The 26,284-nt window shown below is 69.0% G+C and carries 20 protein-coding genes and 1 riboswitch; of the genes, 6 read left to right on the top strand and 14 right to left on the bottom strand.

Annotated elements, in window-relative coordinates:
- Window positions 1-2: 2 nt before the first annotated feature.
- The 4 genes from ACQ1RG_RS06350 to ACQ1RG_RS06335 are packed head-to-tail and all read right to left on the bottom strand — an operon-like array spanning window position 3 to window position 4,495.
- Window positions 3-938, bottom strand: a complete 936-nt coding sequence (locus tag ACQ1RG_RS06350; RefSeq protein WP_095375105.1) for a galactosyltransferase-related protein — start codon at window positions 936-938, stop codon at window positions 3-5.
- Window positions 928-2,028, bottom strand: a complete 1,101-nt coding sequence (locus ACQ1RG_RS06345) for a glycosyltransferase (protein WP_063250401.1) — start codon at window positions 2,026-2,028, stop codon at window positions 928-930. Before ACQ1RG_RS06345 ends, ACQ1RG_RS06350 begins: the two co-directional genes overlap by 11 nt.
- A complete protein-coding gene (locus ACQ1RG_RS06340) occupies window positions 2,025-3,233 on the bottom strand; it encodes a glycosyltransferase (RefSeq protein ID WP_063250400.1) in 1,209 nt (402 codons plus the stop codon). The genes ACQ1RG_RS06345 and ACQ1RG_RS06340 overlap by 4 nt, the downstream gene beginning before the upstream one ends.
- Window positions 3,230-4,495 (bottom strand): glycosyltransferase, encoded by a 1,266-nt coding sequence (locus ACQ1RG_RS06335; RefSeq protein ID WP_063250399.1) that lies wholly within the window; start codon window positions 4,493-4,495, stop codon window positions 3,230-3,232. The genes ACQ1RG_RS06340 and ACQ1RG_RS06335 overlap by 4 nt, the downstream gene beginning before the upstream one ends.
- A gap of 326 nt (window positions 4,496-4,821) precedes the next feature.
- Here ACQ1RG_RS06335 and ACQ1RG_RS06330 point away from each other — a divergent pair, with 326 nt between their 5' ends.
- Entirely contained in the window at window positions 4,822-5,547 is a 726-nt protein-coding gene (locus ACQ1RG_RS06330; RefSeq protein WP_063250398.1) for a GOLPH3/VPS74 family protein, read from the top strand.
- Between the two features lie 374 nt (window positions 5,548-5,921).
- On the opposite strand, the gene ACQ1RG_RS06325 is transcribed toward ACQ1RG_RS06330, so the two are convergent.
- On the bottom strand, window positions 5,922-6,563 hold the full coding sequence (locus tag ACQ1RG_RS06325) for a copper resistance CopC family protein (protein ID WP_063250397.1): 642 nt from the start codon (window positions 6,561-6,563) through the stop codon (window positions 5,922-5,924).
- Window positions 6,564-6,648: 85 nt separating this feature from the next.
- A complete protein-coding gene (locus tag ACQ1RG_RS06320) occupies window positions 6,649-7,221 on the bottom strand; it encodes a low molecular weight protein-tyrosine-phosphatase (protein WP_063250396.1) in 573 nt (190 codons plus the stop codon).
- A 53-nt stretch (window positions 7,222-7,274) separates the two neighbouring features.
- On the opposite strand from ACQ1RG_RS06320, the gene ACQ1RG_RS06315 reads away from it, so the two are divergent.
- On the top strand, window positions 7,275-9,272 hold the full coding sequence (locus ACQ1RG_RS06315; RefSeq protein ID WP_201671758.1) for a M13 family metallopeptidase: 1,998 nt from the start codon (window positions 7,275-7,277) through the stop codon (window positions 9,270-9,272).
- 91 nt (window positions 9,273-9,363) lie between these two features.
- Here the strand turns inward: ACQ1RG_RS06315 and ACQ1RG_RS06310 are convergent, their stop codons facing one another.
- Complete coding sequence (locus ACQ1RG_RS06310; RefSeq protein WP_308443592.1) at window positions 9,364-10,875, bottom strand: DUF1684 domain-containing protein; 1,512 nt, start codon at window positions 10,873-10,875, stop codon at window positions 9,364-9,366.
- 104 nt (window positions 10,876-10,979) lie between these two features.
- Here ACQ1RG_RS06310 and ACQ1RG_RS06305 point away from each other — a divergent pair, with 104 nt between their 5' ends.
- Together ACQ1RG_RS06305 and thiC are read left to right on the top strand one after the other, a co-directional pair.
- Complete coding sequence (locus tag ACQ1RG_RS06305; protein ID WP_430600717.1) at window positions 10,980-12,287, top strand: M18 family aminopeptidase; 1,308 nt, start codon at window positions 10,980-10,982, stop codon at window positions 12,285-12,287.
- 325 nt (window positions 12,288-12,612) lie between these two features.
- A riboswitch (TPP riboswitch) is annotated at window positions 12,613-12,723 on the top strand.
- Entirely contained in the window at window positions 12,720-14,510 is a 1,791-nt protein-coding gene (gene thiC / locus ACQ1RG_RS06300) for a phosphomethylpyrimidine synthase ThiC (RefSeq protein WP_063250392.1), read from the top strand. Its footprint overlaps the riboswitch before it by 4 nt.
- 39 nt (window positions 14,511-14,549) lie before the next feature.
- Here the strand turns inward: thiC and ACQ1RG_RS06295 are convergent, their stop codons facing one another.
- Window positions 14,550-15,542: a TAXI family TRAP transporter solute-binding subunit gene (locus tag ACQ1RG_RS06295; protein WP_131248593.1), complete on the bottom strand. Its 993-nt coding sequence runs from the start codon at window positions 15,540-15,542 to the stop codon at window positions 14,550-14,552.
- A gap of 158 nt (window positions 15,543-15,700) precedes the next feature.
- On the bottom strand, window positions 15,701-17,923 hold the full coding sequence (locus ACQ1RG_RS06290; protein WP_082834971.1) for a TRAP transporter permease: 2,223 nt from the start codon (window positions 17,921-17,923) through the stop codon (window positions 15,701-15,703).
- Between the two features lie 319 nt (window positions 17,924-18,242).
- Here ACQ1RG_RS06290 and ACQ1RG_RS06285 point away from each other — a divergent pair, with 319 nt between their 5' ends.
- Entirely contained in the window at window positions 18,243-19,067 is an 825-nt protein-coding gene (locus ACQ1RG_RS06285) for an amidohydrolase family protein (protein ID WP_131248594.1), read from the top strand.
- A 195-nt stretch (window positions 19,068-19,262) separates the two neighbouring features.
- On the opposite strand, the gene ACQ1RG_RS06280 is transcribed toward ACQ1RG_RS06285, so the two are convergent.
- The 4 genes from ACQ1RG_RS06280 to ACQ1RG_RS06265 form a co-directional block, all read right to left on the bottom strand.
- The gene (locus tag ACQ1RG_RS06280; protein WP_259800831.1) at window positions 19,263-20,081 is read right to left on the bottom strand and encodes an ABC transporter permease; all 819 of its coding nucleotides are present in this window, start codon (window positions 20,079-20,081) and stop codon (window positions 19,263-19,265) included.
- Window positions 20,082-20,083: 2 nt separating this feature from the next.
- Window positions 20,084-21,112: an ATP-binding cassette domain-containing protein gene (locus tag ACQ1RG_RS06275; RefSeq protein ID WP_259819583.1), complete on the bottom strand. Its 1,029-nt coding sequence runs from the start codon at window positions 21,110-21,112 to the stop codon at window positions 20,084-20,086.
- 363 nt (window positions 21,113-21,475) lie between these two features.
- Window positions 21,476-22,318, bottom strand: a complete 843-nt coding sequence (locus tag ACQ1RG_RS06270; RefSeq protein ID WP_063250387.1) for a DUF4097 family beta strand repeat-containing protein — start codon at window positions 22,316-22,318, stop codon at window positions 21,476-21,478.
- A complete protein-coding gene (locus tag ACQ1RG_RS06265) occupies window positions 22,315-22,818 on the bottom strand; it encodes a toxin-antitoxin system HicB family antitoxin (protein WP_063250386.1) in 504 nt (167 codons plus the stop codon). Before ACQ1RG_RS06265 ends, ACQ1RG_RS06270 begins: the two co-directional genes overlap by 4 nt.
- Before the next feature lie 109 nt (window positions 22,819-22,927).
- On the opposite strand from ACQ1RG_RS06265, the gene ACQ1RG_RS06260 reads away from it, so the two are divergent.
- Window positions 22,928-24,625 (top strand): ABC-ATPase domain-containing protein, encoded by a 1,698-nt coding sequence (locus tag ACQ1RG_RS06260; RefSeq protein ID WP_063250385.1) that lies wholly within the window; start codon window positions 22,928-22,930, stop codon window positions 24,623-24,625.
- A gap of 349 nt (window positions 24,626-24,974) precedes the next feature.
- On the opposite strand, the gene ACQ1RG_RS06255 is transcribed toward ACQ1RG_RS06260, so the two are convergent.
- A complete protein-coding gene (locus tag ACQ1RG_RS06255) occupies window positions 24,975-26,009 on the bottom strand; it encodes an IS30 family transposase (protein ID WP_009381402.1) in 1,035 nt (344 codons plus the stop codon).
- Between the last annotated feature and the right edge of the window lie 275 nt (window positions 26,010-26,284).

Genomic DNA, 26,284 nt, shown 5'->3' with positions numbered 1-26,284 from the left:
GCTCAGCCCTCTGCCGTCAGACGCCATCCGGAACGGGCATCGAAGGTGACGAGGCCGAGGTCGCGGAAGGCGTGCAGCCACCCCTCCATCGGCCATATCCTCCACCGGTCGAAGAAGATCCGCGCATTGGCGACGATGTCGGCGACGTGTTCGACGGGTGGGGAGCTCACCGGGTGGTACCGGTGGAAGGCGTGCGCGCCGCCGACCCAGCGCAGTCCCACCCCGGCCCTCCTGGCAGCGAACGCGAAGTCGGTGTCCTCGCCCCCGTATCCGGCGTAGGTCTCGTCGAATCCGCCGATCCGGGCGAAGACCTCGGGACGGCACGCGAACGACAGCGACCAGAAGAGGGCGAACGGATCGGGAGCGCCCGGTCCGTCTGCCGTCGCGTCCGGGTCGACGTCGACGACCTCGCCATCGTTCGGATCGGGTCGAGCGGGGTGAGGGTGTGGGATGACCGGCGCCGAGGCGGCCAGCCCTTCCGTCTCCTCCTCCGTGAGGTAGGTGACCGGCCCGAGGAGGAGCCGACGGGTCGCAGTGCCGTCGCGCCCGGCCGCAGCGCGCTCGACAGTCCCGGCAGCTTCCTCGTAGCGTTCGAGGAGGCGCTCTGCCGGCAGGCAGTCGGCGTCGAGGAAGACGAGCAGCGTGGCGCCGAGCTCGACTGCGGCGGCGGCTCCGGCGTTCCGTGCCGCTCCGAGTCTGACCTTCCCGCCCGTCGCGTCGGCGGCGGTGGTGTCGATCGTCGCCGGCAGCGCGCCTGCATGATCGGCGAGGACGGATTCCGCGGAGGCTCCGGGGGAGAGCAGGCACACGACATGGCGGAGACTGCCGTCGTCGATGCGGTCGGGGTGGAGGCGCCGGAGTTCCGCGTGCTGACTCCGGATCCGGTCGAAGCGGTCGGGTGAGGCGAGGCTGATGACCACGGTCCGCTCAGACGACATGGGTCAGACCTCCGGAACTCGCGCACACCCGATGGATGACGTCGGCGGCCCGGCCGGGTGCCCCCTCGGTCTGCCAGGCCTCCCATGGGAAGTCACACCGGGAGACGGCGTCGACCTCCGCGTCGAAAGGCTCCCCGATCTCGAGTCGGTCGCGCACGGGGAACCCGAGCGCCTGCAGGAGGAGGCCGTTGGCGACCTGCTCGTCGAAGGGCCTGGTCTGAGGGACGAAGATCGCGGGGCTGCGCGCGGCCATGATGTCAGCGATCGCACCGAGACCGGCATTGCTGAGCACGAGCGCCGAGGACCTCAGCGCGGCATGGACGTCAGAGGTCCACGACTGCACATCGAGTCCGATCGCGCTCCAGTCATGGCGACTCCTCTCCCGCAGCCGCTCGAACGTCGAGGCTCCGAGGCTCGTTCCGCCGCGCGATCCGAGGAGGAGGAAGCGTCGACCTTCACCCGCCTCGGCGCTGCCATCGGTCGGAGTGGTGCTGTCATCGGTCGGAGCGGTGCTGCCGCCGGCCGCTTCGGTGCTGTCGTCGGTGGGCGCGGATGCGGAGATCCCGCCGACGAACGTCGTCTTCGCCGCATGCCTGACCGTGTGCGGCAGAGCCCGGGCATAGACCGCGTCATCGGCGGCCTGCGGTGCCGGCAGGGGGACGAGGAGTGCGTCGGCGAGCGCGTAGGCCTGCCGGTGCGCGGCGTCGGTGCGCTCTCCAGCCTGCGCGATGACCGTCACCGGCACGCCGAGGAGACGGGAGAGGAGGACGACCTCAGCCGAGACGTCGACGACCATGCCCGAGAGACGCGGTGCCGCCTCGGCGATCCTGACCATCCTTCGCCGGTGACCGGGAGCGTTCGTCGGCACCCAATGGAGGTGCCCACCGGCGGTCGGGTCGGCGGGCTCCCCGTGCGGGGGCGTGTCCGCCTCGAGCTCGATCCACTCCACGTCACTCGTGCGCGAGCGCGGCAGCCGCTGCGGCCGGGGCAGGCTCGAGAAGACGACGACGTCGTCGTCGAGGTGGGGGACGACCGCGGTCATCCGCCGCAGATGCCCGTGCCCGTGGTGGTGGACGTACCAGCCGATCACCCGGCGCCTCCGGTCCGCGCCAGCCGGGAGGCGCCGAGGCGGGAGCCCTCGCGATCGGGCCCGACGGTTCCGAGGTCAGGGGTGCGCGCGGCCACGGCGGCGGTGAACCGGTCGAGGAGGACCTCGGCGCACGCCCCGACGCTGAACCGGGACACGGCGTGGTCTCGGATCCTCGCGCGAGCGGTGCCGACCGCGCCGGAACTGCTCGCGGTGAGCACACGGCGGGTCGCCTCGGCGAGGTCGTCGAGGACCTCGTCGTCGGCGCGGGCCGCGGGGACGAGGGTGACGCCGTCGACGTCGGAGTAGAGGTCGGCGAAGGCACCACGCTCGAGTGCGACGACGGGGGTGCCGCAGAACAGGGATTCGATGACGACCTGGCCGAACGGCTCGTTCCACATCGGGGTGACGACGGTGGCAGCGGAGGCGCCGACGACCTCGGCGGTCTCCCGCTGGCTGAGGCACCCGAGGTAGTCGACGAGTCCATGGGAGCGCGCGATCGCGGGGGCGACGTAGGCGTCGAAGTAGTCGGGGTCGCCGATCGGACCGATGATCCGCAGCGGCACCCCGATGCGGGTGGCGACGTCGACAGCGAGGTGCGGGTACTTCTCGGGCACGATCCGCCCGAACCAGCACAGGCCGGGGCCGCCCGCGCCCAGCGGCCAGACGGTCGCGTCCGCACCGTTGGTGACGACGTCGGTGGCGACTCCGGCGTTCGCCCACGAGGACTGGGCGTACCGGGAGACGGTGAAGACCCGCTCCGCTCCGGCGGAGTCGATGACGTCGACGAGGTCCATCCGCGGCGGGGTGTGGAGGGTTGTGAACAGCGGCACCGGGATCTCGGCCGCTCGGGTGAGGGGGACGGTGCTCACGGCGTGGTTGTGGACGACGTCGAACCCTCGCCCTTCGACCGCGAGGTGGTCCATGACGGTGTGGAGGCACGCGGCCTGGTGAGCGGCGACCTCGTCGGGCAGGTGCGCATCCGATCGGGGAGCGCTCAGCGGCCATGGCAGCTCGGGGTAGACGAGGGCCGGCGGCGAGTTCTCGAGGAAGTCGGAGCCCTCCTTCGCTGCGAGGGTGACGTCGTGGCCGCGCCGCCGCAGCTCCCGCACGAGGTTCCACTCGTGCGTCTCGAGCCCGCCGCGCAGCGGTTCGCGCAACGGGTAGCGGTAGTCGGCGATGACGAGGATGCGCAGCGGCCGGTTCACCGGGCACCTGCCGTGTCAGCGGGTGAGGGCGTTGCCGGTGTCGTTGCAGTTGCCGCAGTGGCTGGCGGTGTCGCAGTTGGCGGCGTCACTGCCGGAGCCGCGGCTGGCGTCTTCGCCCGTCTCGCCGCGACCGACCGGTAGAGCCGTGTGTGCGCGTCACGGACCTCGGCGAGCAGGCGGAGTCCGTCCTCACGGGAGCGGGGTGGCAGCGGCGGCGCCTCGGCGATCGCGTGCAGGCCAGCGCGCAGCGAGTCGGCATCATGGAAGTCCACGCCGAGGTTCGTCCCGGGCCGCTGATCGGCGAGATGGCCGACCTCGGCGTAGAGGACCCGCGTGCCGAGGTCGTTGGCCAGATCGAGCAGCCCTGAGTGAGTTCCGTGCCGGTAGGGCAGGACGAGGACATCGAGACGGGCGAGCCAGTCCTCGAGTTCGCGATCCGACATCGACGCCCAGACCTCGACGTCGGCGGATTCGGACCGGTCGAGCAGGCGCTTGAGCTCGGCGACCTCGGATTCCCGACCGGCGCGCACGGTCGGTCGCCGGATCACGGTGAGCCGCCAGTCATCATTGCGGAGAGGATCGGTCCCGAGGGCCCGGGCGAGGGCGGCGATCGCCGCGAGATCAAGCGACGGGCGGGCATCCTTGAGGAGGATTCCGGCAGTGTACGGTCGCCGCGCGGTGAACGGTCGCCGTGCGGCGAACGGTTGCCGCGCCGCGACGGGCGCGCCGGGCGACGACGGACGGTTCGCGACGGGCGCGCCGGGCGGTTGAGTGCTCGCCACCACAGCCTCGGCGACGTCGGAGCCCAGCGGCGGGTGCGGCACAACGGACACCTCGCGTGACCACCGCCGGATGATCTCCGCACGTGCGCCCTCGGTGAGGGTGATGACACGGACGGCATGCCGGAGGAGGACCTCGAGTCGGCGAGCGAAGTCGTCCTGGGCATGCTCGGGCAGCTGCGGATTCTCGAGGTCGTGGACCGTGAGGACGAGCGGCAGTCCGAGCCTGTCGAGGGCTGCGACGAATCGCTCGAGTGCGGACAGAGGAACGAGTTCGAAGCCGAAGTGAACGTGGACGAGATCGGCGTCCGCTGCCTGGTCCTCGTCCCACGCCTCGATGAGGAACTGTTCGACGACGGCGTCGGCACCGGAGGATCCGTCACCCGGCGCGGGCAGGATCTCGACCGCCGTCGGGTCCGTGATCGCGAGAACGTAGGGGTGATCGGCGGGAAGGGAGATCGCTCTGATCCTCTCCGCTGTCACCCTGTCACCTCCGTCGAATCGTCATGGTCGGAACGCTGAGAACGGCCGGTCCCGTCTCCTCGGCGCTCACAGTCTTCTCAGTGCTCAGGCCGTCGTCCCCGCATGCAGAAGCGGCAATGCACGCACGTGCGGCAGCGCACGGACGAGCAGCAACACACCCTGCCGATCGAACATTACCTTACGATGTAAACAAGTGATAGGGGCTATTTGATCGGATGCCGTCATCGCGGCCGGCTGACCTGTCGCGCCCTGGCGGCTAGACTGCGTGGCACAGGTCACCGCACCATCCGTTCGAATGGTTGCCCGCCCCGAGGAAGGACCCGACCATGACCGCAGGCCCCGATCGCCGCGACCTCCTCATCAGCGAGGACCTCATGCTCCTGCTCCTGCCCGAATCCGGGAAGATCCCCGAGATCACCCCCGGACTCGAGTCCGCACTCACCGGGGCACTCCTCGTCGACCTCGCCGAGGCGGGGTTCATCGACATCCTCCCCGGCTCCGACCCGGCCTCGCCGTTCGTCCGTCCCGCCGAGGTGCCGCGCCCGACCGATCCGATGTTCGTCAACGCGATCGCGCTCCTCGGGCAGAAGGAGCGACCGCTGTCGTCGGCGCTGCCGATCCTCCTCCCCCGCCTCGACGACGTCCTCCTCGTCCGGCTCGGCAACCACGGCGTTCTCCACCACCGCAGTTCCCGCTTCCTCGGACTCTTCCCCACCTCGTCGTGGCAGGTGCTCGACCCGGCACCCGAGGAACGGCTGCGCGCGGAGATCGGCGCCGTCCTCGACGGCGGTGAGTCGGTCGACGTCCGCACGGGCACGATCATCGCGCTCCTCCACGGCGCCGAGGCGGCCCGGCAGATCTCCCCGCCGCTGACCTGGGATGACAAGGTCGCCCAGCAGGTGGCGATGGCCGCGTGGGCGAGCGCACCGATCCGGGACATCCTCGAGGCGGCGACCGCCTCGGCGAAGCACACGACCGAGACCGCGAGCGCGATCAGCGACTCCGCGACCGGGGCACGGGTGGCCCGCGCCTCGACCTGGCCCGACACCTGAGCCCCGCTTCCAACCGCCAACCGCGAGCCCGTCGATCCACGCTCGCAACCCCCCGATCAGCGCTCGCAACCCCCGATCCACGCGACACTCGAAATCCGCGCCGCGGGCGACGCGGATTTCCGGCCCCGCGTGGAACGAGAGAACCGGGATTCGCCGGAGCGTCGATATTCGAGCCCCGCGTGGATGGAGAGCCGAGCCCCACCGCCGACCGACCGCCACCCCACCACCCGTGAATGCGACCGGCTCGCACCCCACTACCCGTGAATGCAGCACCCAGCCACCCATGAATAGAGCAGGTCCCCTGACGCCTCCGTCCGGGGACCTGCTGTGCTGAGTCGAGGCTCAGCGCGGGATGCGACCCGCGGTGACGAGTCTCAGCTGTTCGTGCCGCCGTTGCCGTCGTCCTTCGTGCCGGGCAGGCCCTGGGCCTTGCGGCGCATGAGGAGGACGACGATGACGATGATGGCGAGCGCACCAACGCCGAGGAGGATGATCATCGGCATCGACATGCCGGTGTCGCTGCCGGTCGATTCGCCGATCTGACCGCGCTCTTCGGTGTTCTTGCCGGGTTCGTCGACGACGGCTCCGCCGAGGCCGGCCTTCGTCGACTGTTCGACCGAACCGCCGGCGCCCTCGGCGTCGCCGATGGTGAAGGCGAAGTCGCCGGAGATGGGGTGACCGTCGGAGGAGACGACGCGCCACACCACGGTGTACGCGCCGGGCTTGAGGTTGTCGGGCAGCGCGACGGAGAGCGTCGTGCCTTCCGCGGTGAGCTCACCTGCGGAGACGTCGGTGCCGTCGACCTTGACCATGACCTCGGAGCCCACGGCCTGGATCTCGCCGGAGAACTTCATCTCGAGCCACTCCGGCTGCTTGTCGAGCTGCGCCCCGTTCTCGGGGTTCGTCGAGATCAGCTGATCATGGGCGCTGGCCGGTGCCGCCGCGACGACGCTGAGCGCGGCGACGATGAGGGCGGCGAACACGAGCCTGAGAGCGGACCACTGTGTTCGAGTCATTTGCGATTCTCCTTCAACGATTGTCACGGCAAGGGGACTTCGCCATCGGCGAGTCCCGCCCCCTCCAGTATCCCAGATCCCAGCCTCACCGAGGATGCGCGGCGACGGCGCGCAGGTGATCTGTGAGGCCGGTCACAGACCTCTCCATTGTCTCAAGGGTTTCTTCGAAATCGGTCAATCGGCCGCCGTACCACGGGTCGGGGACGTCAGGAGCGGGTGCGTCATCGTCTCCCCCGCCGAGGCGGCCCCCGCTCCCGTACGGATCCGCCGTCCCGCCTCGGCGGGGGTCGACCGACGCCTCGGGGTCGAACTCGCGCAGCATGCGCAGCTCCGGGCGCGCCTCGGCGGGAAGGTCGGCGATGAGACGCTCAAGGGCGCGGTAGTGGCGGGCGGTCATCGCGACGGCGAGGTCGCGGTCGGCGAGCCATTCGGCGGTGATCTGCCGGGCGGCATGGTCGTCGGTGCGGTAGCCGGCGGCGGCGAGCACCCGCGCCTGCCGGGGGTCGATGGGGTTGCCCTCCTCCTCGTCGCTGATGCCGGCTGAGTCGACGACCGCCTCGGCGCCGATGGTCTCCAAGTGACGTTCGAGGACGCGTTCGGCGGTGACGGACCGGCAGATGTTGCCGGTGCACACGAACACGACGGACGGCAGAGCCATACTCTCACTCCTCACTCAGGGGACAAGGCCACCGTCCACGATACTGTTGCACCATGACTTCTCACACCTCGACGTCACCGGTGAATCCCGAGTCCGCGGGAGCCTCTGCCGACATCGCTCCCCTCGAGTCGGTGCGCCCGCAGGACGACCTCTTCCGCCACATCAACGGGCGGTGGATCGACGCGTTCACGATCCCCGACGACCGCGCCGGCGACGGAGCCATGCGCGAGCTCTTCGACACCGCGGAGACGAAGGTGCGCTCGATCATCCGCTCCGTCGTCGACGACCCGCAGGAGGCCGGCGGCGAGGGGCAGAAGGTCGCGGACCTCTTCTCCTCGTTCATGGACCTCGAGCGGATCAACGAGCTCGGCATCACCCCGCTCGAGGCGACGTTCGCCGCCATCGACTCAGCCGAGTCGAAGGCGGAGCTCGCGAACCTCCTCGGGCGGCTGGAGACCGAGGGCATCGGGGGGCTGCTCGGCGGGTACGTCACCGCCGACGCCAAGGACTCCGACATCTACGCCCTCTACCTCGTCCAAGCCGGGATCTCCCTGCCCGACGAGGACTACTACTTCAACGACGACTTCGCCGAGGTGCGGGAGAAGTTCCTCGCGCATGTGCAGAGGATGTCCGGATTCGCCGGCCTCGGTGAGGCTGCGGGGATCACCGACGCCGAGGTGGCCGCGAAGGTCATGGCGTTCGAGACCGCACTCGCCCGCCACCACTGGGACCGCGTGGCCACCCGTGATGCCGAGAAGACGTACAACAAGCACACGCTCGCGCAGTTGCGCGAGCTCGGCCCCGGGTTCGACTTCGATGCGTGGTTCGCCGCGGTCGCCGCCGACATCGACGGCGAACTCGAGACCGTCGTCGTCGGCCAGCCCTCGTACGTCGCCGGCATGGCCCAGGTCTGGGAGGACACCGACCTCGAGACGCTCAAGGTGTGGCTGCGGTGGTCGGTGCTCACCTCGACGGCGTCCCTGCTCACCGACGAGATCGTCGAAGAGGACTTCGACTTCAACTCCCGCACCCTCTCGGGCACTCCGGCGCTGCGGGACCGCTGGAAGCGCGGGGTCGGGCTCGTCGAGTCCCTCCTCGGCGAGGCCGTCGGCAAGCTCTACGTCGAAGCCGAGTTCCCGCCTGCCGCGAAGGACGCGATCGACCACCTCGTCGACATGCTCATCAAGGCGTACGAGAAGTCGATCACCGAACTCGACTGGATGAGCGAGGAGACGAAGCAGCGGGCGCTCGTCAAGCTCTCGAAGTTCACGCCGAAGGTCGGCTACCCGGTCAAGTGGCGAGAGTACCCGGCCGAGATGGCCGCCGACGACCTCGTCGGCAACGTCCGCCGCGCCGCCCGGGCCGAGCACGCCCGCCAGATCACGCGCATCGGCGGTGAGATCGACCGCACCGAGTGGCTGATGACCCCGCAGACGGTCAACGCCTACTACCACCCGGTGATGAATGAGATCGTCTTCCCCGCCGCGATCCTCCAGCCTCCGTTCTTCGACGCCGAGGGTTCGGTGGCGGCGAACTTCGGGGCGATCGGCGCGGTCATCGGCCACGAGATCGGGCACGGCTTCGACGATCAGGGCTCGCGCTACGACGGTGACGGCAACCTCGTCGACTGGTGGACGGCCGAGGATCGGGAGCGCTTCGAGGAGCGCACGAAGGCCCTCATCGACCAGTACGACGCGCTCGTTCCCGCCGGTCTCGAGGCCGGTCAGCATGTCAACGGGGCACTGACCGTGGGAGAGAACATCGGCGACCTCGGCGGACTGTCGATCGGGTGGAAGGCGCTCGAACTCGAGCTCGGCCGCACCCCCACCGAGGCGGAGGCCGCGGAGTTCTTCGCCGCATGGGCGAAGGCGTGGCGGACGAAGATGCGCACCGAGGAGCGCGTCCGCAGACTGAGCATCGACCCGCATTCGCCGGAGGAGTTCCGGTGCAACCAGGTCGTGAAGAACATGACGGCCTTCCACGACACCTTCGGCGTGAGCGAGTCCGACGCCATGTACCTCGCGCCCGAGGCCCGCGTGACGATCTGGTAGATCTCGTCCCGGCAACCCTCCGGGCGCTGAGCAACCCTGCGCGGGGTTGCCGAGCGCCCGGAGGGTTGCCGGAATCGGGGTCGCCGCGCCTCTAGCGGTGCCGGCGGACCATGGTGACGACGCGGAAGTCGAACTCCTCCCAGCTGCCGATCGGCGCCTTCGCCGCCAGCGCCGCCTCGAATTCGCCGATCTCGCGGTACGTCGATTCGAGCGGCAGCGTCATGTCCGCCTCCGCGTAGATGAGTCCGGTCGCGTCGGTGCCGACGACGTCGAGTCCCACCGAGGCCGGGTCGAGTTCGTTGTTCATGACGATCGGCACCCGCCCGGGTGTCGTCGCGGGCGGTTCGGGGGTCGCCTCGGTGTGGCCCTGCTGGTCGCGCAGCTCCCGCTGGGCGGTGATGACGAACTCCGCGAACGCCCCGATCCCGATGACCGGCAGCCGTGAGGTGAGCGCATCGGTGGCGACCCTGACCAACCGCGAGCGCGCCTTGCGCGTGAGCGGGGAGAGATCGCCGCCGGACATCGCGACCCCGTCGAAGCCGACGAGCGACTGGTCGATCTCATCCTCGTTGGGGTTGAGGACGGTCATGTCGAGGCCGAACCGGGCGTACCACGGTCGGGTCGCCTCGGCGCTCGCCTCGTCCCACCAGCGGTAGAAGAGGAAGGGGACATTGATGCCGGCCTCCGAGTAGAAGAACGGGGGCCGCCGTTCTCCGGCGGTGACGGCGAAGGGCACGACGTTGCCCGGCACCGGAGCCGGGCACGTGGCGAACGCGGAGAACGCGAACGGGTAGTTCACCGCGCGGTTGAAGTCGACGACGAGCGATCCGTCGGCGTTGGGGATGCCCAGATCGAGCGTCCGCCACGCCGAGGTGGTCCTCCCGTTCGTGGCATCGTGGAAGTCGAGCTGGAGTCCGGTCGCCGGGCACCCGGAGGCGATGAGCGTGACCTCGCCGTCGGGGCCGGTGAACGTGACCTCGCCGACGACCGTCGTCGTCAGCTCGAGACCCTCCTGCGCGGTGGAGACCGGTTGTGCCTGCGGCTGCTCATAGGGGGTGAAGCGACCGAGGAAGACGAACTCACGGTTGGGGTCGTAGACGGGGACCTCGACGAATTTGCTCAGCAGCGGCGACTTCGCGTCGCGGATCCTCACACCGATCCGCCCACCGCGGTCGATGAGCTCGTAGAGCACGTGCCCGACGGTGAACCAGCCGAGCGAACCGCCCGTCGGCAGCTTCGCACTGAAACCGGTGTCGTTGACCCTGACCTGGGGCGAGTCGTCGGCGGGGGCCTCCCCGGCGGAAGCCCTGTCCTCGGCGGTAGTTCCGTCCCCGGCGGGGGCCTCCCTGGCGGAAGCCCTGTCCTCGGCGGGGCGGGAGAGGAGGTCCAAGGTCTGTGCGGCAGGGCCGGCCTTCGTGCTCGGGTCGAGCGCGAGGCGCACCCAGCCGTCGTCGTCGACGGTGAAGGTTCCAGGGGCGTCGGGCCAGGTCGACTCCTCATCGAGCCAGTGAAGGCCGACGACGCTGAGCCAGCCGAAGGGGGTCGCCAACGACGAGTTCCGCGAGTCCCGCCAGGTGTTCCATTCGGCCACGAATTGGTTCACGTCGAAGTCCCCTCGCAATCTCATTCGTCGTCCCGCGCCTGCCGCTTCGGCTCTGTGATCAGAGCACCTGTGATCAAAGCTACCGCAAAGGATAGGCTGAGAAAATGAGCACTCCTCCCACCGACCAGACAGCAAACGCGCAGGTCGCAGCCGATCTCTCGGAATTCGTCTCTGCCTCTCCCAGCTCCTATCATGCCACCGCTGCCGCCGCCGACCGTCTCGGCGCCGCCGGCTTCCACCGGCTCGACGAACGCGACTCCTGGGCGCTCGAACCCGGCCGCGGATACTTCGTCGTCCGCGACGGTGCGATCATCGCGTGGATGACCCCGACAGAGACCACCTCGGTGATCCCGCCGTTCCGCGTCCTCGGGTCGCACACCGACTCCCCCGCCTTCAAGCTCAAGCCCGGTGAGGAGTTCACGACCGCCGGGGTGCGCCAGGTCGGCGTCGAGATCTACGGCGGGCCGCTGCTCAACTCGTGGCTCGACCGGGAGCTCGCGTTCGCCGGGCGCCTCAGCCTCGCCGACGGCACCGTCGTTCTCGCACGCACCGGGGCGATCGCGCGCATCCCGCAGCTGGCCATCCACCTCGACCGGCAGGTCAACGAGGGCCTCACCCTCGACAAGCAGCGCCACACGACCCCGATCGTCGGTCTCGCCGACCTTGCCGAGGCCGACGTCCTCGAGCTCCTCGCCGCCTCCGCCGAGGTGGACCCCGAGCTCATCGTCGGCCACGACGTCTACACGATCCCCGTCCAGGAGCCTGCGCGCTTCGGTGCCGCGGACGAGTTCTTCGCCTCGCCGAGGCTGGACAACCTCCTCTCCGTCCACGCCGGGGTCAGCGCGATGGTCGGGCTCGACGCCGAGGCGCTCGACCACCTCGCCCTCTTCGCCGGGTTCGACCACGAGGAGATCGGGTCGAACTCTCGGTCCGGGGCGAGCGGACCGTTCCTCGCCGACGTCGCCGAGCGCATCGTCGCCTCCCTCTACCCCGACGCGACTCGCAGCGACCACCTCGCCGCGCTTGCCAGGTCGGTGTGCGTGTCCTCGGACGCCGGTCATGCCGTCCACCCGAACTATCAGGAGCGGCACGACCCGCAGGTGCGGCCCCGCCTCGGCGGCGGACCCCTGCTCAAGCACAACGCGCAGCAGCGCTATGCGACCGACGCCGTGGGCACCGCGGTGTGGGCTAAGGCGTGCACTGCGGCCGGGGTCGAGTACCAGGACTTCGTGTCGAACAACTCGGTGCCGTGCGGGTCGACGATCGGACCGCTGACGGCGACGCGGATGGGGATGACGACCGTCGACGTGGGACCGGCGCTCTACTCGATGCACTCGGCGCGGGAGATGTGCGCGATCAGCGACGTCGTCGCCCTCGGTGCCGCCGCCAAGGCCTTCCTCCAGGGAGCGTAGGGGCCGGCGCCGCCATTCCGCACGCCGATCCACGCGCAGCCGACATTTCCAACCCCGATCCACGCTGGGCCCGAATTCCGCGTCGCCCAAGACGCGGAATTCCGGCTGCGCGTTGATCGAGAGCGACCGACTTCGCGGGAGCATCGATTTTCTCCCGCCGCGTTGATCGAGCGCGACCGGGTACGCGGTGATCGAGGGCGATCGGCAGTCGCCGGGCGGTCGACGAGGTGGCCGCCGAACAGTCGACGAGGTGGTCGCCGAACGGTCGACGGGCGGTCGACGAGACGCGCTGTTTTGTGGCGACGCGCACACTGTGATAGTCGTTGTGTGACCCCACGGGGGCCTCCGGCAGGAGGCTGAGATCGGGCTAAGGCCGCTCGAGACCGTTGAACCTGATCCGGTTGATACCGGCGGAGGAAGAGAGGATCGCAGATGACTGCGCCTACCCCTGACACACCCGAAAACACCACGCCCGCCGAGGACTACTCCCTCGAGCAGTACCCCTCGCATTCGCTCGCCTGGGTCGAGGACAGCGAGCACGGCATCCGCGTCCCGGTCACCCGCATCGACCTCGAGGACACGAACGGCCGCCCCAACGAACCCGTCCACGTCTACCGCACCGTCGGCCCCGGCGCCGTTCCCGAACACGGGCTTCCGCCGCACCGCGCGCCCTGGATCGACGACCGCGACGACACCGAGACCTACGAGGCGCGCGGACACCTCATCGAAGACGACGGCCGAGCCGCCGTCCGTCGCGGGGCGCCCTCTCAGCAGTGGCAGGGTCCGGAACGGTCACCTCGGCGAGCGAAGAACGGACGCACCGTCACGCAGATGCACTACGCCAGGAAGGGCATCATCACTCCGGAGATGCGCTACGTCGCGATCCGCGAGCAGTGCGACGTCGAACTCGTCCGCTCCGAGGTCGCCGCAGGCCGGGCGATCATCCCGTCGAACATCAACCATCCCGAGTCCGAACCGATGATCATCGGCAAGGCGTTCCTCGTCAAGATCAACGCGAACATCGGCAATTCTGCGGTGACGAGCTCGATCGCCGAGGAGGTGGAGAAGCTCCAGTGGGCCGCGAAGTGGGGTGCCGACACCCTCATGGACCTCTCGACGGGCAACGACATCCACACCACCCGCGAATGGATCATCCGCAACTCCCCGATCCCCATCGGCACCGTCCCCATCTACCAGGCGCTTGAGAAGGTCGACGGCGACGCCGAAGCGCTCACCTGGGAGATCTACCGCGACACCGTCATCGAACAGTGCGAGCAGGGCGTCGACTACATGACCGTGCACGCCGGCGTGCTGCTCCGCTACGTCCCGCTCACCGCGGACCGGGTCACCGGCATGGTCTCTCGCGGGGGCTCGATCATGGCCGGCTGGTGCCTGGCCCACCACGAGGAGAACTTCCTCTACACCCACTTCGACGAGCTCTGCGAGATCTTCGCCCAGTACGACGTCGCCTTCTCCCTCGGCGACGGGCTGCGTCCCGGATCGATCGCCGACGCCAACGACGCCGCACAGTTCGCCGAACTCGACACCCTCGCCGAGCTGACGAAGCGCGCGTGGGCCCACGACGTCCAGGTCATGGTCGAAGGTCCCGGCCACATTCCGCTCCACCTCGTGCGGGAGAACGTCGAGAGGCAGCAGGAGCTGTGCGACGGCGCGCCCTTCTACACCTTGGGTCCGCTGGTCACGGACATCGCTCCCGGTTACGACCACATCACCTCGGCGATCGGGGCCACGGAGATCGCCCGCTACGGCACCGCGATGCTCTGCTACGTCACCCCGAAGGAGCACCTGGGCCTGCCCGACCTCGAGGACGTCAAGACGGGCGTGATCACGTACAAGATCGCCGCGCACGCCGCCGACGTCGCGAAGGGACATCCCGGGGCGAGCGCCCGTGACGACGCACTGTCGAAGGCGCGGTTCGAGTTCCGCTGGCGCGATCAGTTCGCCCTCGGCCTCGACCCGGAGACAGCGGAGGCATTCCACGACGAGACCCTGCCCGCCGAACCGGCGAAGACCGCGCATTTCTGCTCGATGTGCGGGCCGAAGTTCTGCTCGATGCGCATCTCCCAGGACATCCGCGACACCTACGGAAGCGCCGAGGCGCAGGCCGCGATCGCGGGCATGCAGGCCAAGAGTCGGGAGTTCCTCGAGCGCGGGGCCCAGGTGTACCTTCCCGAGCCGACGGTCGGCCCCCGCCGAGGCTGAGGCGCCGGGGGCGCTGCCAGCGTCGGGTGACTCAGTCCCTCACTTCTGCAGCTCGTCGAGGGCTTTCTGCGAGCCGGGGGCGAGTGTGATCGGCTCCGGCGGCACCGCAGTGTCGAGTGTGATGTCCTTCGCGGCCGCGTGGACCTTCTCGAGGTCGGCCTTCTTGTCATAGATGAGCTTCGTCAGCGCGCACTGCGTGCCCTCATCCATGTCGTTGCGGACCATGAGGACGTTCGGGGTGACGATCGTCTTCACCGTGCCCGCGCCCTTGTAGGTGTCGGCGGGGATCTCGGCCACCTCGTAGACGGGGTTGAGCTCCTTCATCTTGCTCTCGAGCCCGGAGATGTCGACGAACTCGACGTCCCCGCCGTTCGAGGTGAAGAGGTCGGTGACGCCTGCGGTGGGCAGACCGCCCGACCACACCATGCCGTCGATCGTCCCGTCTTTCATCCCGTCGACCGTCTTGGCGAGGTCGAGCCGCTGCTTCGTCACATCACCCTCGGCGAGGCCCGCGGATTCGATGAGACGGTTGGCGATGACCTCGGTGCCGGACTTCGGTGACCCGGTCGAGATCGTCTTGCCTTTGAAGTCCTCGACGGACTTGATGTTCGCGTCCTTGCGGACGATGACGTGCGTGTAGTTGTCGTAGATGCGCGTGAGCGCCGAGATCTCCTCGGGCTTGTCGAAGTCGGCGTTGCCGGTGACGGCATCGGCTGCGGTGTCGGCGAGCGAGAACGCGATGTCGTAGTCGCCCTTCGCCAGCTGCTGGAGGTTCTGCACCGAGGCGCCCGTCTCGGCGGCGGTGGCCTTGAGCTCGGTGTTGTCGGAGATCAGCTGTGCGAGACCGCCGCCGAGGACGTAGTACACGCCCGTCGAGTTGCCGGTGGCGATCGTGATCTGGCCCGACGCCGCCGTGCAGCCGTCACCGCCTTCGGCGGCCGGGGTGTTCTCGCGCTTGCCGCCGCACGAACTCAGGGCCAGGACCGTGGCGATCGCGGCCGCGGTGACGGTGAACATCTTCGTTCTCTTCATGGGCTCTTCCCTTTCTCGGTGGGTGTCTCAGTGGAGGTCCGGTGACAGCGGCTTCAGTGGACGATCGGGGGCCAGCGGTTGGCGCCAGCAGTTGGCGTCGGCGGTTGGGCGGCTGGGCCGTCCGGTCCCCGCACCGGGCTGGGAGGTCAGGTGCGAGGTCATGGGTGGGCCGCCTCGGCGGGGGTGGCCTGCGGACTCCGAGGACGACGGCGGAGGATGAGGTGGACGATGACAGCGAGAGCGAGGGCGGCGAAGCCGATGGTCATCGACAGCGGCTGGAGGTAGAGGAGCGCGCCGGCGGCGATGAAGCAGAGGACGCGTTCGGGCCAGCCGGCTCGGCGGATGATCCAGCCGCCGGCCCCGGCGGCGAGCGCGGCGACGGCGCACGCGGACACGGCACCGGTCCACAGGGCCCCGAGGAATCCGCCCTGCGCGACGAGGGAGGCGCCTTCGGGGGTGAAGGTGAAGGCGAGCGGGACGAGGAAGGCGGGGATCGCGTACTTGCACGCCTGCCACATCGTCGCGATGACCCGGCCCCCGGTGATGGCCGAGGAGGCGACGGCGGCGAGCGCGGTCGGCGGGGACACCTCGGAGAGGACGGCGTAGTAGAAGATGAACATCGCGGCCGCCGCCTCGGGGACGCCGAGGGTGATGAGGGCCGGACCGACGATGACCCAGCTGATGATGAACGAGGCGGTCACGGGTACCGCGAGACCGAGTACGGTCACGGCGATCGCGGCGAAGATGCACGTGAAGACGAGGACGGCGGTCGGATTCGTCGAGATCGCCTGCGCGCCCTTGACGAGGATGTCGGAGATGACCTGGCCGAGCCCGGTCTTCGTGATCGTCGAGACGATGATGCCGGCGGCCGCGCACACGCTCGTCACCGGCAGGACCGAGCGGATGCCCGTCGAGAGTGCGCCGAAGATGACGTCCCAGATCGCCCGGAGGATCGCGGCCGGCTGCCTGCGGTGGGTGAGGACGATCTCGATGATGCCGAAGCCGATGCCGACGAGCGTCGCGTAGACGACGGCTTTGAACGGGGCCATGCCGAGGGCGAGGAAGACGACGATGATGCCGAGCGAGATGAAGTGGTAGAAGCCCTTCTTGAGGATCGGCCACGAGCGCAGCCCCGGCGGCGGGCGGTAGTCGACGTCGATCTTGCGCGAGTCGATCTCGATGGCGAGGAAGATGCCCAAGTAGTAGAGCAGGGTCGGGACGACCGCCCAGAGGAGGACGAGGCCGTAGGAGACGTTGAGGAGCTCGGCGATGATGAAGGCCGCGGCGCCAAGGGTCGGCGGAGAGAGGATCGCGCCGATGCCCGAGGCCGCGAGCATGCCGCCGGCGTTCTCCTTCGGGTAGCCGGCCTTCTTGAGCACCGGCCACGTCACCGCGCCGAGCGAGACGGCCGTGGCTGTGCCCGACCCCGACACCGTGCCGAGGAGGAAGCCCGAGAGCGCGACCGTGCGTCCCGGCGCGGCCTTCGACTTCTTGAAGAGTGAGAATGAGAGGTCGATGAAGAAGTTCGCCGCGCCCGTCTTGTCGAGCACCGCGCCGTAGATCGTGAAGAGGACGATGTAGGTCGCGGCGACGTCGAGCGGGATGCCGTAGAAGCCCGACGCGTCGTTGTAGAGCGCGTTGATGATCTGGTCGAAGTTCTGTCCCGCGTGCGCGCCGGGCCAGCCGACGGGGATGTAGGCCCCGTAGTAGCTGTAGAGGAAGAAGACGACGCAGAAGATCGGGAGGATGAGGCCGGTCGTCCGCCGCGTCGCTTCGAGGATGAGGAGCAGGAGGATCCCGCCCATCGTCACGTCGAGGGTCGAGAGCGAGCCCTGCCGGTTGAGGAATTCGTTGAAGCCGCCGGAGAAGAACGGCAGCACCGGATAGGCGCAGGTGAGGAAGGTGACGACGACGAGGATCCAGTCGATGACCGAGGGATTGTCCGTGGAGCGCTGGGGCTTCGACGGGGGCTGGGTCTTGGCTTTCGATGTCCTCGCCGAGGTGGGGCTGCCCTGGGTCGGGTCCGCTGAGCCGGTTGCCGTGGACGGTCCCGTCGCCGAGGCGGCGACCTCCTCGGCGGCGTCCGCGACCCGCTCCCCCACCTCCTTCTTCCGGCCTAAGCCGGGCCGGTAGCAGATGAAGACGAGCGGGAGGACGAAGGCGAGGAACCACATGAGGTAGTACTGGTTGCCCTGCCTGAGCGGGAAGAACACCTGGTTGAGCACGTAGAGCGAGATGAGGAAGCAGACGATGGAGACACCGAGGTCGAGCCGGCGCGTGAGCGTGCGCTGCGGCAGCTCTTCGTCGTACTGCGCGATGAGTTCGTCGACGTTCGCTTGGGGAAGCGGACTCGTGGCGGTCCCGGACGGACGCTCGGACATCGGTGTCCTCTCGCTCTCTCTGGTGTCTGCGGTGCGGGGGCGGTCAGTGGTTTCGGATTCGGCGATGACGGTTGCGGTGGTGCTGGGTGGGCTGGTGCGGGAGGCTCGGGTGCGCGGGGCGATCGAGCGTCATTGCCCTCTGCCCTCACACGCGATTGTGAGCTGATTCACAATATACTCAGTCGCCCGCCGGCTCTCCGCACATCGACGCGAACCGGCCGCGGTTTGGCGAGATCGTTATCCGCAGTGCCGTTATTCGGGACTCCCGGTTGCGGGAGGACGCAGTGTTCCGAGGGGTGCGCGTGTGTAGTTTGGGACCATGACCGTCCCTCGGCGCGTGTTCGACGCGCACTTTCACATCATCGATCCCGCACACCCGCTCGTCGAGAACGACGGCTTCCTTCCGGACCCGTTCACCGTCGCCGACTATCGCGCCCGCGTCGCCCACCTCGGGGCAACCCCCGACCGCGAGCCACCGACGACCGAGAAGTCGGCCTTCACCATCGCCGGCGGTGCCGTCGTGTCCGGGTCGTTCCAGGCTTTCGATCAGGGCTACCTCGTCGAGGCTCTGCGCGCACTGGGTCCGACGTTCGTCGGGGTCACCCAGCTGCCGGCGGACACCCCTGATGCGCGGATCCTGGGGCTCGCCGAGTCGGGCGTGCGCGCCGTGCGGTTCAACGTCGCCCGCGGCGGCTCGGCTCAGCTCGACGACCTCGACCGCTTCGCCCGCCGGGTCCACGATCTCGCCGGGTGGCACACCGAGCTCTACATCGACGCCCGGACGATCGACTCCGAACTGGCCGGTCGCCTCGTCGCGCTGCCGGCGGTGAGCATCGACCATCTCGGCATGCACGCCGATGGCCTGGCGAGGCTGCTCCGCCTCGTCGAGGGCGGCGTCAAGGTCAAGGCCACCGGATTCGGTCGCGTCGAGCTCAACCCCGCCGAGGTGATCCGCCGCATCGTCGACACCGACCCGAGAGCGCTCATGGTCGGCACCGACCTGCCCTCGACGCGGGCCCGGCGCCCGTTCGCCGACGACGACCTCCGACTCATCGAGAGTGTGCTCACCCCTGCCGAGGCTGACGCCGTGTTCTGGGACAATGCCGCCGCCTTCTACCTCGGGGAGGTCGGGACGCGGGAGTGAACACCGAGGTGACAGGACATCAGCCGGGGCTGAACACCCGCCCTGAGAGGAACACCGGTGGGGCAACCGTTCGGCCAGGGAGCGTGCGGACCTCGGACTGGTGCGGCCTCCGACATCGCACGACCGCCGGGCCCCGACGCCGTCGATGACTCGACGATGACGGGGACCCGGCGGCCGCCTCGGCGAGGGAAGGCCCTACTGCGCAGCCCGGCGTTCGTACGCGACGCGGGCGAGGACGTAGCCGAGGATGCCGATGCCGGCCAACCACAGCAGTGCGATCCACCAGTCGGCGCCGATCGGGGTGCCCATGAGCAGGCCGCGGACGGTTTCGATGATGGGCGTGAACGGCTGCCAGTCGGCGAAGGCCTGGATCCACCCGGGCATCGTGTCGGTGGGCACGAATCCGGAGCCGATCATCGGCAGGAGCATGAAGATCATCGGGAGGTTGCTCGCGGATTCGACGGACTTCGCGGTGACGCCGAGGGCGACGGAGAGCCAGCCGAGGGCGAGAATGATCGCCGCGGCGAACCCGGCGAAACCGAGCCAGCCGACGACGTCGGCGTGGGGGCGGAAGCCGATGGCCACTCCGACGAGGATGACGAGGACGATGGCGACGCACTGCTGGAGGCCGTTGCCGATGACGTGGCCGGCCATGACGGCGCCGCGCGAGATCGACATCGACCGGAACCGGGTGACGATGCCCTCGTTCATGTCCTGGGAGACCGAGAGCGCGGTCAGCTGCATGCCGCCGGCGATCGTCAGCGCGATCATCCCCGGCATGATGTAGTCGAGATAGTCCCCGGCGTCGCCGCCGAGCCCGCGCCCGAGCGTCCCGCCGAAGACGAAGACGGCGAGGAGGAGGATCGCGACAGGGGCGACGACGAGGAAGATCCAGACGGGGTAGCGGGCGGCGTGGACGAACTGCCGTCTGACCATCGTCGCCGTGTCCGACCAGGCATGTCGGAGCGGGCGGGAGTGCGTCTGCGGGGCGGGGGTGGAAAGTGTCGTGGCCATCATCATCGGCCCTTCGGCTCGGTGGGTGCGGGGTCTTGTGTGGCGGGGGCGGTGCCGTGGCCGGTGCGGGCGGTCCCGGAGGGCGCCGTATCGGGCTGCGCGGGGGCGGTGCCGTGGCCGGTGAGGGCGAAGAAGACGTCGTCGAGGCTCGGCGTCTCGACCGTGATTCCCAGCGGTTCGATGCCCGCCGTTTCGAGGCCGGTGAGGATCTGCCGCAGGTGTCCGGCTCCCCCGTCGCCGGCCACGGACAGGGACAGCGCCTCGGATCGTGCGCTCGCCTCAGGCCAGAGGCTGCGGGCCCGGTCGAAATCCGTCGCCGAGGCGAAGGCGAGGTCGACGTGCCCGCCGGGGATGAGCCGCTTGAGCCCGGCCGCGGTGTCGTTCGCGACGATGCGTCCGCCGTCGAGGACGGCGATCCTGTCGGCGAGCGCGTCGGCCTCGTCGAGGTACTGGGTGGTGAGGAAGATCGTCACCCCGGAGGCGACGAGCTCGGAGACGATGTCCCACATCGTGCGGCGACTGCGCGGGTCGAGACCGGTCGTCGGCTCGTCGGGGAAGACGAGTCGGGGTCGGGCGATGAGCGTCATCGCCAGATCGAGGCGCCTGCGCATGCCGCCGGAGTACGTCGACGCCCGCTTCGATGCGGCATCGCCGAGGTCGAAGCGCTCGAGCATCTCGTCCACGCGCTGGCGCTGCTGCGACTTCGGCAGGTGGGCGAGGGCGGCGACGAGGGCGAGGTTCTCGCGGCCGGTGAGGAGGCCGTCGATCGCGGAGAACTGCCCGGTCAGGCCGATGAGGGGCCTCACCTGCGTGCCTTGGCGGACGACGTCGAGGCCGAACACCTCGGCGCGACCGCCGTCAGGTCGCTGCAGGGTGGAGAGGATGTTCACCGTCGTCGTCTTGCCGGCGCCGTTGCGGCCGAGGAGGGCGAACACCTCCCCCGCGGCGACCTCGAGGTCGATGCCGTCGAGGACGCTCTTGTCCCCGTAGGACTTCATCAGCCGTGTGGTGCTGATCGCGAGATCCGACATGGGATGCTCCTGGTTCCCGGCTCGATGAGCCGTCGATGGGTGGGTTGGGTGTCGATGGATGTGTGGGGTGTGGGGTGTCACGGGTGATGCTTAGTTTCTGACCCTGTTTTCGGGCGCGCTCGACCGCGGTCGGTGGTCCGGGCCGGTTTTCGGGTGCGTTCGTCCAGGGCAGGTGGTCGATGAAGGGTGAGAGTGGCGGTCGGATGGGCCGCGTGCCCTGGTCGATGATCCGCCAGGCGGCCGTCCGAGACAGCGCGGGGTCCGCGCGCGATGTCAGCCCGCTGAGTCAGTGCGCTGCGTCAGTCCGTTGAGTCAGCGCGCGGCGTCAGACAGTTGAGTCAGCGCGCGGGGGTCAGCGCGGCGTCAGCGCGCGCGGTCGATGGCGATGTCGCCGAACTTCGTGTGCGCATGCACCTCCACGGGCTTCTCATCGCCGAGCGGGCCGGCGTCGGATTCGAGGTCGGTGCGCACGACACCCCGCTTCGAGTCGGCGTCGATCCACACCGGTGCTCCCGGTGCCACGGCGACGTCGATGCCGCCGAAGTTCGAGCCGAGCTCGAGACGGCCGCCGCGGGCACGGCTGACCCGCACGGTGCCGTGCCCCGAGGTCGCCGAGACGTCGCCGTCGACCTCGCCGAGGGCGATGCCGCCGGTCGCGGTGATGAGTTCGGCGGAACCGGCGAAGTCGTCGATGCGGATCGAACCGTGTCCCGACTTGATCCTGGTCTCGCCGCCCCCGATGCGACCGATCTCGGCCTCACCGCTGGAGAGCTGGAGATCGGCACCGTCGGCCACCTCGGCGAGGGCGATGCTTCCGTGGCTGACCTTGGCACGGATCGACACCATGGTGTCACCTGTGACGTCACCGGCGGAGATCTTCAGTCGAACAGCGCCGAGGTGGCCCCGCAGCCGCACCGCCCCCGCAGAGATGGTCGCCTCGAGGTCGGTGCCGGCGGGCACCGCGAGCCGGACGTCGGCCGATCCGTTCGCGCCGAGGAGCAGACGCTTCTCACCGGTGACGGCGATGCCGTTCTCGGTCTCGGTGACGGTGATCCGTTCGGCGGCCTCGCGGTCGGCGCTGCGGTCGGGGTTGGAGGGTTCGATCGTCACGTCGACGTCGGCGCGGTCGCTCGCGGTGACGAGCAGTGCGGCCGCGGGAACGTCGATCGTCACGGCCTGGTGGACTGTGGCAGTGGTGTCGGTCATCGCATCCATCCTGAGATTCGGCTGGTTCGGGTCCGGGCGGAGCCGCTGGTGTCGAGGCCGGCGGCGATGGCTCGCACGAGCCAGGCATTGAGCGAGAGGCCTTCGGCCTTCGCCGCCTTCTCGGCGCGGGCTTTGATGGTGTCGGGCAGGCGCAGGGTCGTGCGGGAGGTGCTCGCCTCGTCGAGGTCGAGAGCCTCGCCGGCATCGTCGGACGGGGGCGGCTGACTCGCCGAGGCGGGTGCCGGCTCCGTCGCGTCGGACAGCCCGTCGACGACGAAGTCGATGTCACGGCCGCGGAGGCGGACGTCGATCGAGGCCGGTGCGATCGCCGTCGTCAGTTCGGCGCTGGCGTCGGCGAGGGCGTCGAGGATCGTCACCCGTGCGGCGGGTTCGAGGGCCGAAGCGAGACGACCGGCGACTTCGCGCGTGGTGTCATCGCCGGCCGCGGCAGCCGTCGCGAGCTGATTCTGCAGCTGTTCGACATGTCGTGTGATGTTCATGCATCCATGATGACACCATTCTGGTGTCATATGCAAGAATCAATGACACCAGATTTTTCCAGCGGTTGAGCGAGCCCCACAGCGGCGCGTCGTCACGTAGCATTCACAGATGAGTCCTCAACGGTCCCCGCTCGCTGAGACGCTCCACGGTCTCGACGGCAGAAGCTACGGCAACTACAAGCAGATCACCGGGCAGTACCGGTTCGGACCGGTCACGCTCACCGTCGATCGGGTCCAGGTCGATCCCTTCGCCTCCCCCTCGAAGGTGCGGGTGCGCGTCGACCGCGCCGACGCCGGTTTCCCGGCCGACCTCACGACCGATCGCCTCGACCGGATCGGAGCCTCCGACTTCCTCCTGCGGGCCGGCAATGCCGTGCTGCGGAAGCAGCATGGGCGCGCGATCAACCTCGGACATCCCGGCCAGGAGGTCCTCGAGCGGACGAACGTCATCATCGACGACGCCGGGTTCGAGGCGCGTCTGCTCGTCAACCTGCCCGCCCGCGGGCGGCGCATCCTCGGGCATCAGGCCGCCGACACCGTCACCCGCGACGTCGTCGAACTCGCCCGGCAGATGTTCCTCTTCGCCAACGTCGACGGCGAGGCGCTGGCCGACCACGTGCAGCTGCTCCGCGATCAGACCGAGCTGCAGGGCCGCCTCGGCGAGGAGGATCTGCTCGGCTTCGTCGGCAACGGTGCGGTCCTCCCCCGCCGGTCGGGCGACTCGGATCGTCCGATGGACGCCGAGGTGGCCGTGCCCTTCCGCAGTCCCGAGAGCCTTGAGCGGACCTTCGACCTCAGCAGCGGGCGCAGCGTCACGGGCATGGCGATCCCCCGCGGTGTCACCGTCATCGTCGGCGGCGGCTACCACGGCAAGTCGACGATCCTGCGCGCGCTCGAACGCGGCGTCTACCCGCACGTGGCCGGCGACGGGCGCGAATGGGTGATCACCGAGCCGACTGCGACGGCGATCCGGGCCGAAGACGGCCGCGCGGTGACCGGTGACGACATCTCGCCGTTCATCAACAATCTCCCATCCGGCACTGACACGAGGTTCTTCTCGACGACGAACGCGAGCGGCTCGACCTCGCAGGCGGCCAACCTCGTCGAGGCCGTCGAGGCGTCTGCGCAGACGCTGCTCATCGACGAGGACACCTCGGCGACGAACTTCATGATCCGCGACGAGCGGATGCGAGCCCTCATTCCTGCGAACCGGGAGCCGATCACGCCGTTCGTCGAACGCGTCCGCCCGCTGCTCGCCGAACGGGGCGTCTCGACGGTGCTCGTCGCCGGCGGATCGAGTGCGTTCTTCGAGGTCGCCGACCTCGTCATCGCGATGGACGCCTATGTGCCGAGCGATGTCACGGAGAAGGCGCATGAGCTCGTAGGGGTCGATGCCGCCGATCTCGTCGCCGACGCCGAGTCCGGTGACGACGTCTTCGGCGATCCGCCTGCCAGGATCCCCACCGCCGATGCGCTCAAACCGGCGGCGAAGACCAAGGGAGCGAAGGCGAAGGGCCTCGATCTCATCCAGTTCGGCAAGTCCTTCATCGATCTCGCCGCGGTCTCCCAGCTCGTCGATCCCGAGCAGACGAACGGCGTGGCCGAGGCCCTGGAGTACATGGCGAAGATCTTCGACGGTCGCACCTCGGTCGTCGAGGCGCTGGCGGAGATCGAGGAGATGCTCGACGCGCAGGGCATCGACGGGCTCACCGGCCATCGCAGGCATCCCGGGCACGTGGCGAGGCCGCGCCCGCAGGAGATGGCGGCCGCCCTCAACCGCTACCGGGGTCTGCGCCTGGTCGAGTGAGGGCGGAGCTGCTCACCCCACCCGCCGGCGACGGACTCGACCGGTATCACCAGCGCGTCCATCTGGAAACACTCGGGCATCACTGAGGAATACGACGAGGGCGGGGCGATTTGGGGCAGCATCGCTGCCTACCGGAAACCCGACCCAACCAAGAGCGACGCGATGATACACGCCGTGATCTGTTCGCCCAGCAGCGGTGTTCACGTCGGGATCCGCGTTCGCGGTCGTTCACTGAAACAGTGCGTCGCTGGCTTCCTCGCATACTCCGACCGACCCAGGACCGGCAACCTCCCCGCCCCAGCAATCAATGGTCGTTTCGAACATTTTCGTGGCATCGTTCTTGGCGATGTCAAGGCGTCGAAGCAACATGGGGCTCGCCGGCGAGCAGTCGAGCGAATGCCTCGGTGGGCGTGAGATAGCCCAGTCGGCGGCGGGGTCGATTGTTGATCTCCTCGGCGATGGTGGTGAGGTAGGGCTGGTGATCGGGGATCACCGTGCCCTTGGGCAGATACTCCCGGTAGAGCCGGTTCGTGTTCTCGTTGCTGGGCCTCTGCCAGGGCGAGTGGGGATCGGCGAAGTAGACCGGCATCGCCGTGGCCAGGGAGACCTTCGCGTGCTGGGCCATCTCGCTGCCCTGGTCCCACGCCAACGATGCCTTCATCATCTCGGGCAGGTCGTTGAAAAACTCGATGACCGCGTCAGCGGTTGGCTCGGCGTGTTTCGAGGGCAGGGCCAGCAGCCCGGTGAACCCGCTCATCCGCTCCACCAGCGTCGCCGCGCACGAGGTGCCGTTCTTCCCGATGATCAGGTCACCCTCCCAGTGCCCCGGCACCCGACGCTGGGCGGCGTCCTCACCTCGCTCCGCGATCGGGACCATACCTACGATTGGGCCACCGCGCGTCCGCCCGGTCGTACGTGGTCGGCGCTTGGTCCGCTTGGACTGCAGGAAGATGCCCTTGCGGGCGAGCTCACCCTTCGGGATTGCGTAGATGTACTGGTAGATAGCCTCACCGGAGACGGTTCGGCCGCGTGCGTCAGGAGAGTTCGCCATGCGTTCAACGGTCGGGTCTGTCGCCTCCAGACGCAACCGGCCCGCTATCTCGTTCGGCGTCCAGGACGCGGCCAGGTCGGCGTCCACCCTCGCCTGCAGCACCGGATCCCCCGCGACCTTCCGCTGCTGCGGGCGAGCTCGCCGACGCTGCGCTCTGACGTCTGCGGTCACGGCCTGGTAGCCGCGGGTCTTCGTCGAGTTCCGGTGAAGCTCCCGCGAGATCACCGACGGGCAACGCCCCAGGTGACGGGCGATCCTCCGCACCGACCAGCCCGCTTTCGAGGCCGCCGAGATCTCCGACCTGTCGCTGAACGACAACCCCACCCGCGCCATCTGCACACTCCACCGATCAGACCCCCGCCGACCGGGAGTGTTGCTTCGACGCTATGACACCACCCTTGACGTCCGAAATCCTACCGACTGCATCGCAATATTGTTGCTCGATGCCGACGGCTTCCGACCCCAATTGCAGCTTCGATCGCGCAGCGCCGCTTCCGGGTGCACGTGACAGGCAGTTCAATCGCGGCGTCGGGGTGTTCTCAAATTGGTCACGCGACTCCAGAGATGAACGACACGTACACATAATTTCCTCTGCGAAGATCGGCGTG

Origin of the sequence: Brevibacterium sp. K72 (genome assembly GCF_050562175.1) — a bacterium.
Lineage (GTDB): Bacteria > Actinomycetota > Actinomycetes > Actinomycetales > Brevibacteriaceae > Brevibacterium > Brevibacterium casei.
Note: the sequence above shows the minus strand (reverse complement) of the source record. Positions and strands in the feature narration are given on the sequence as shown.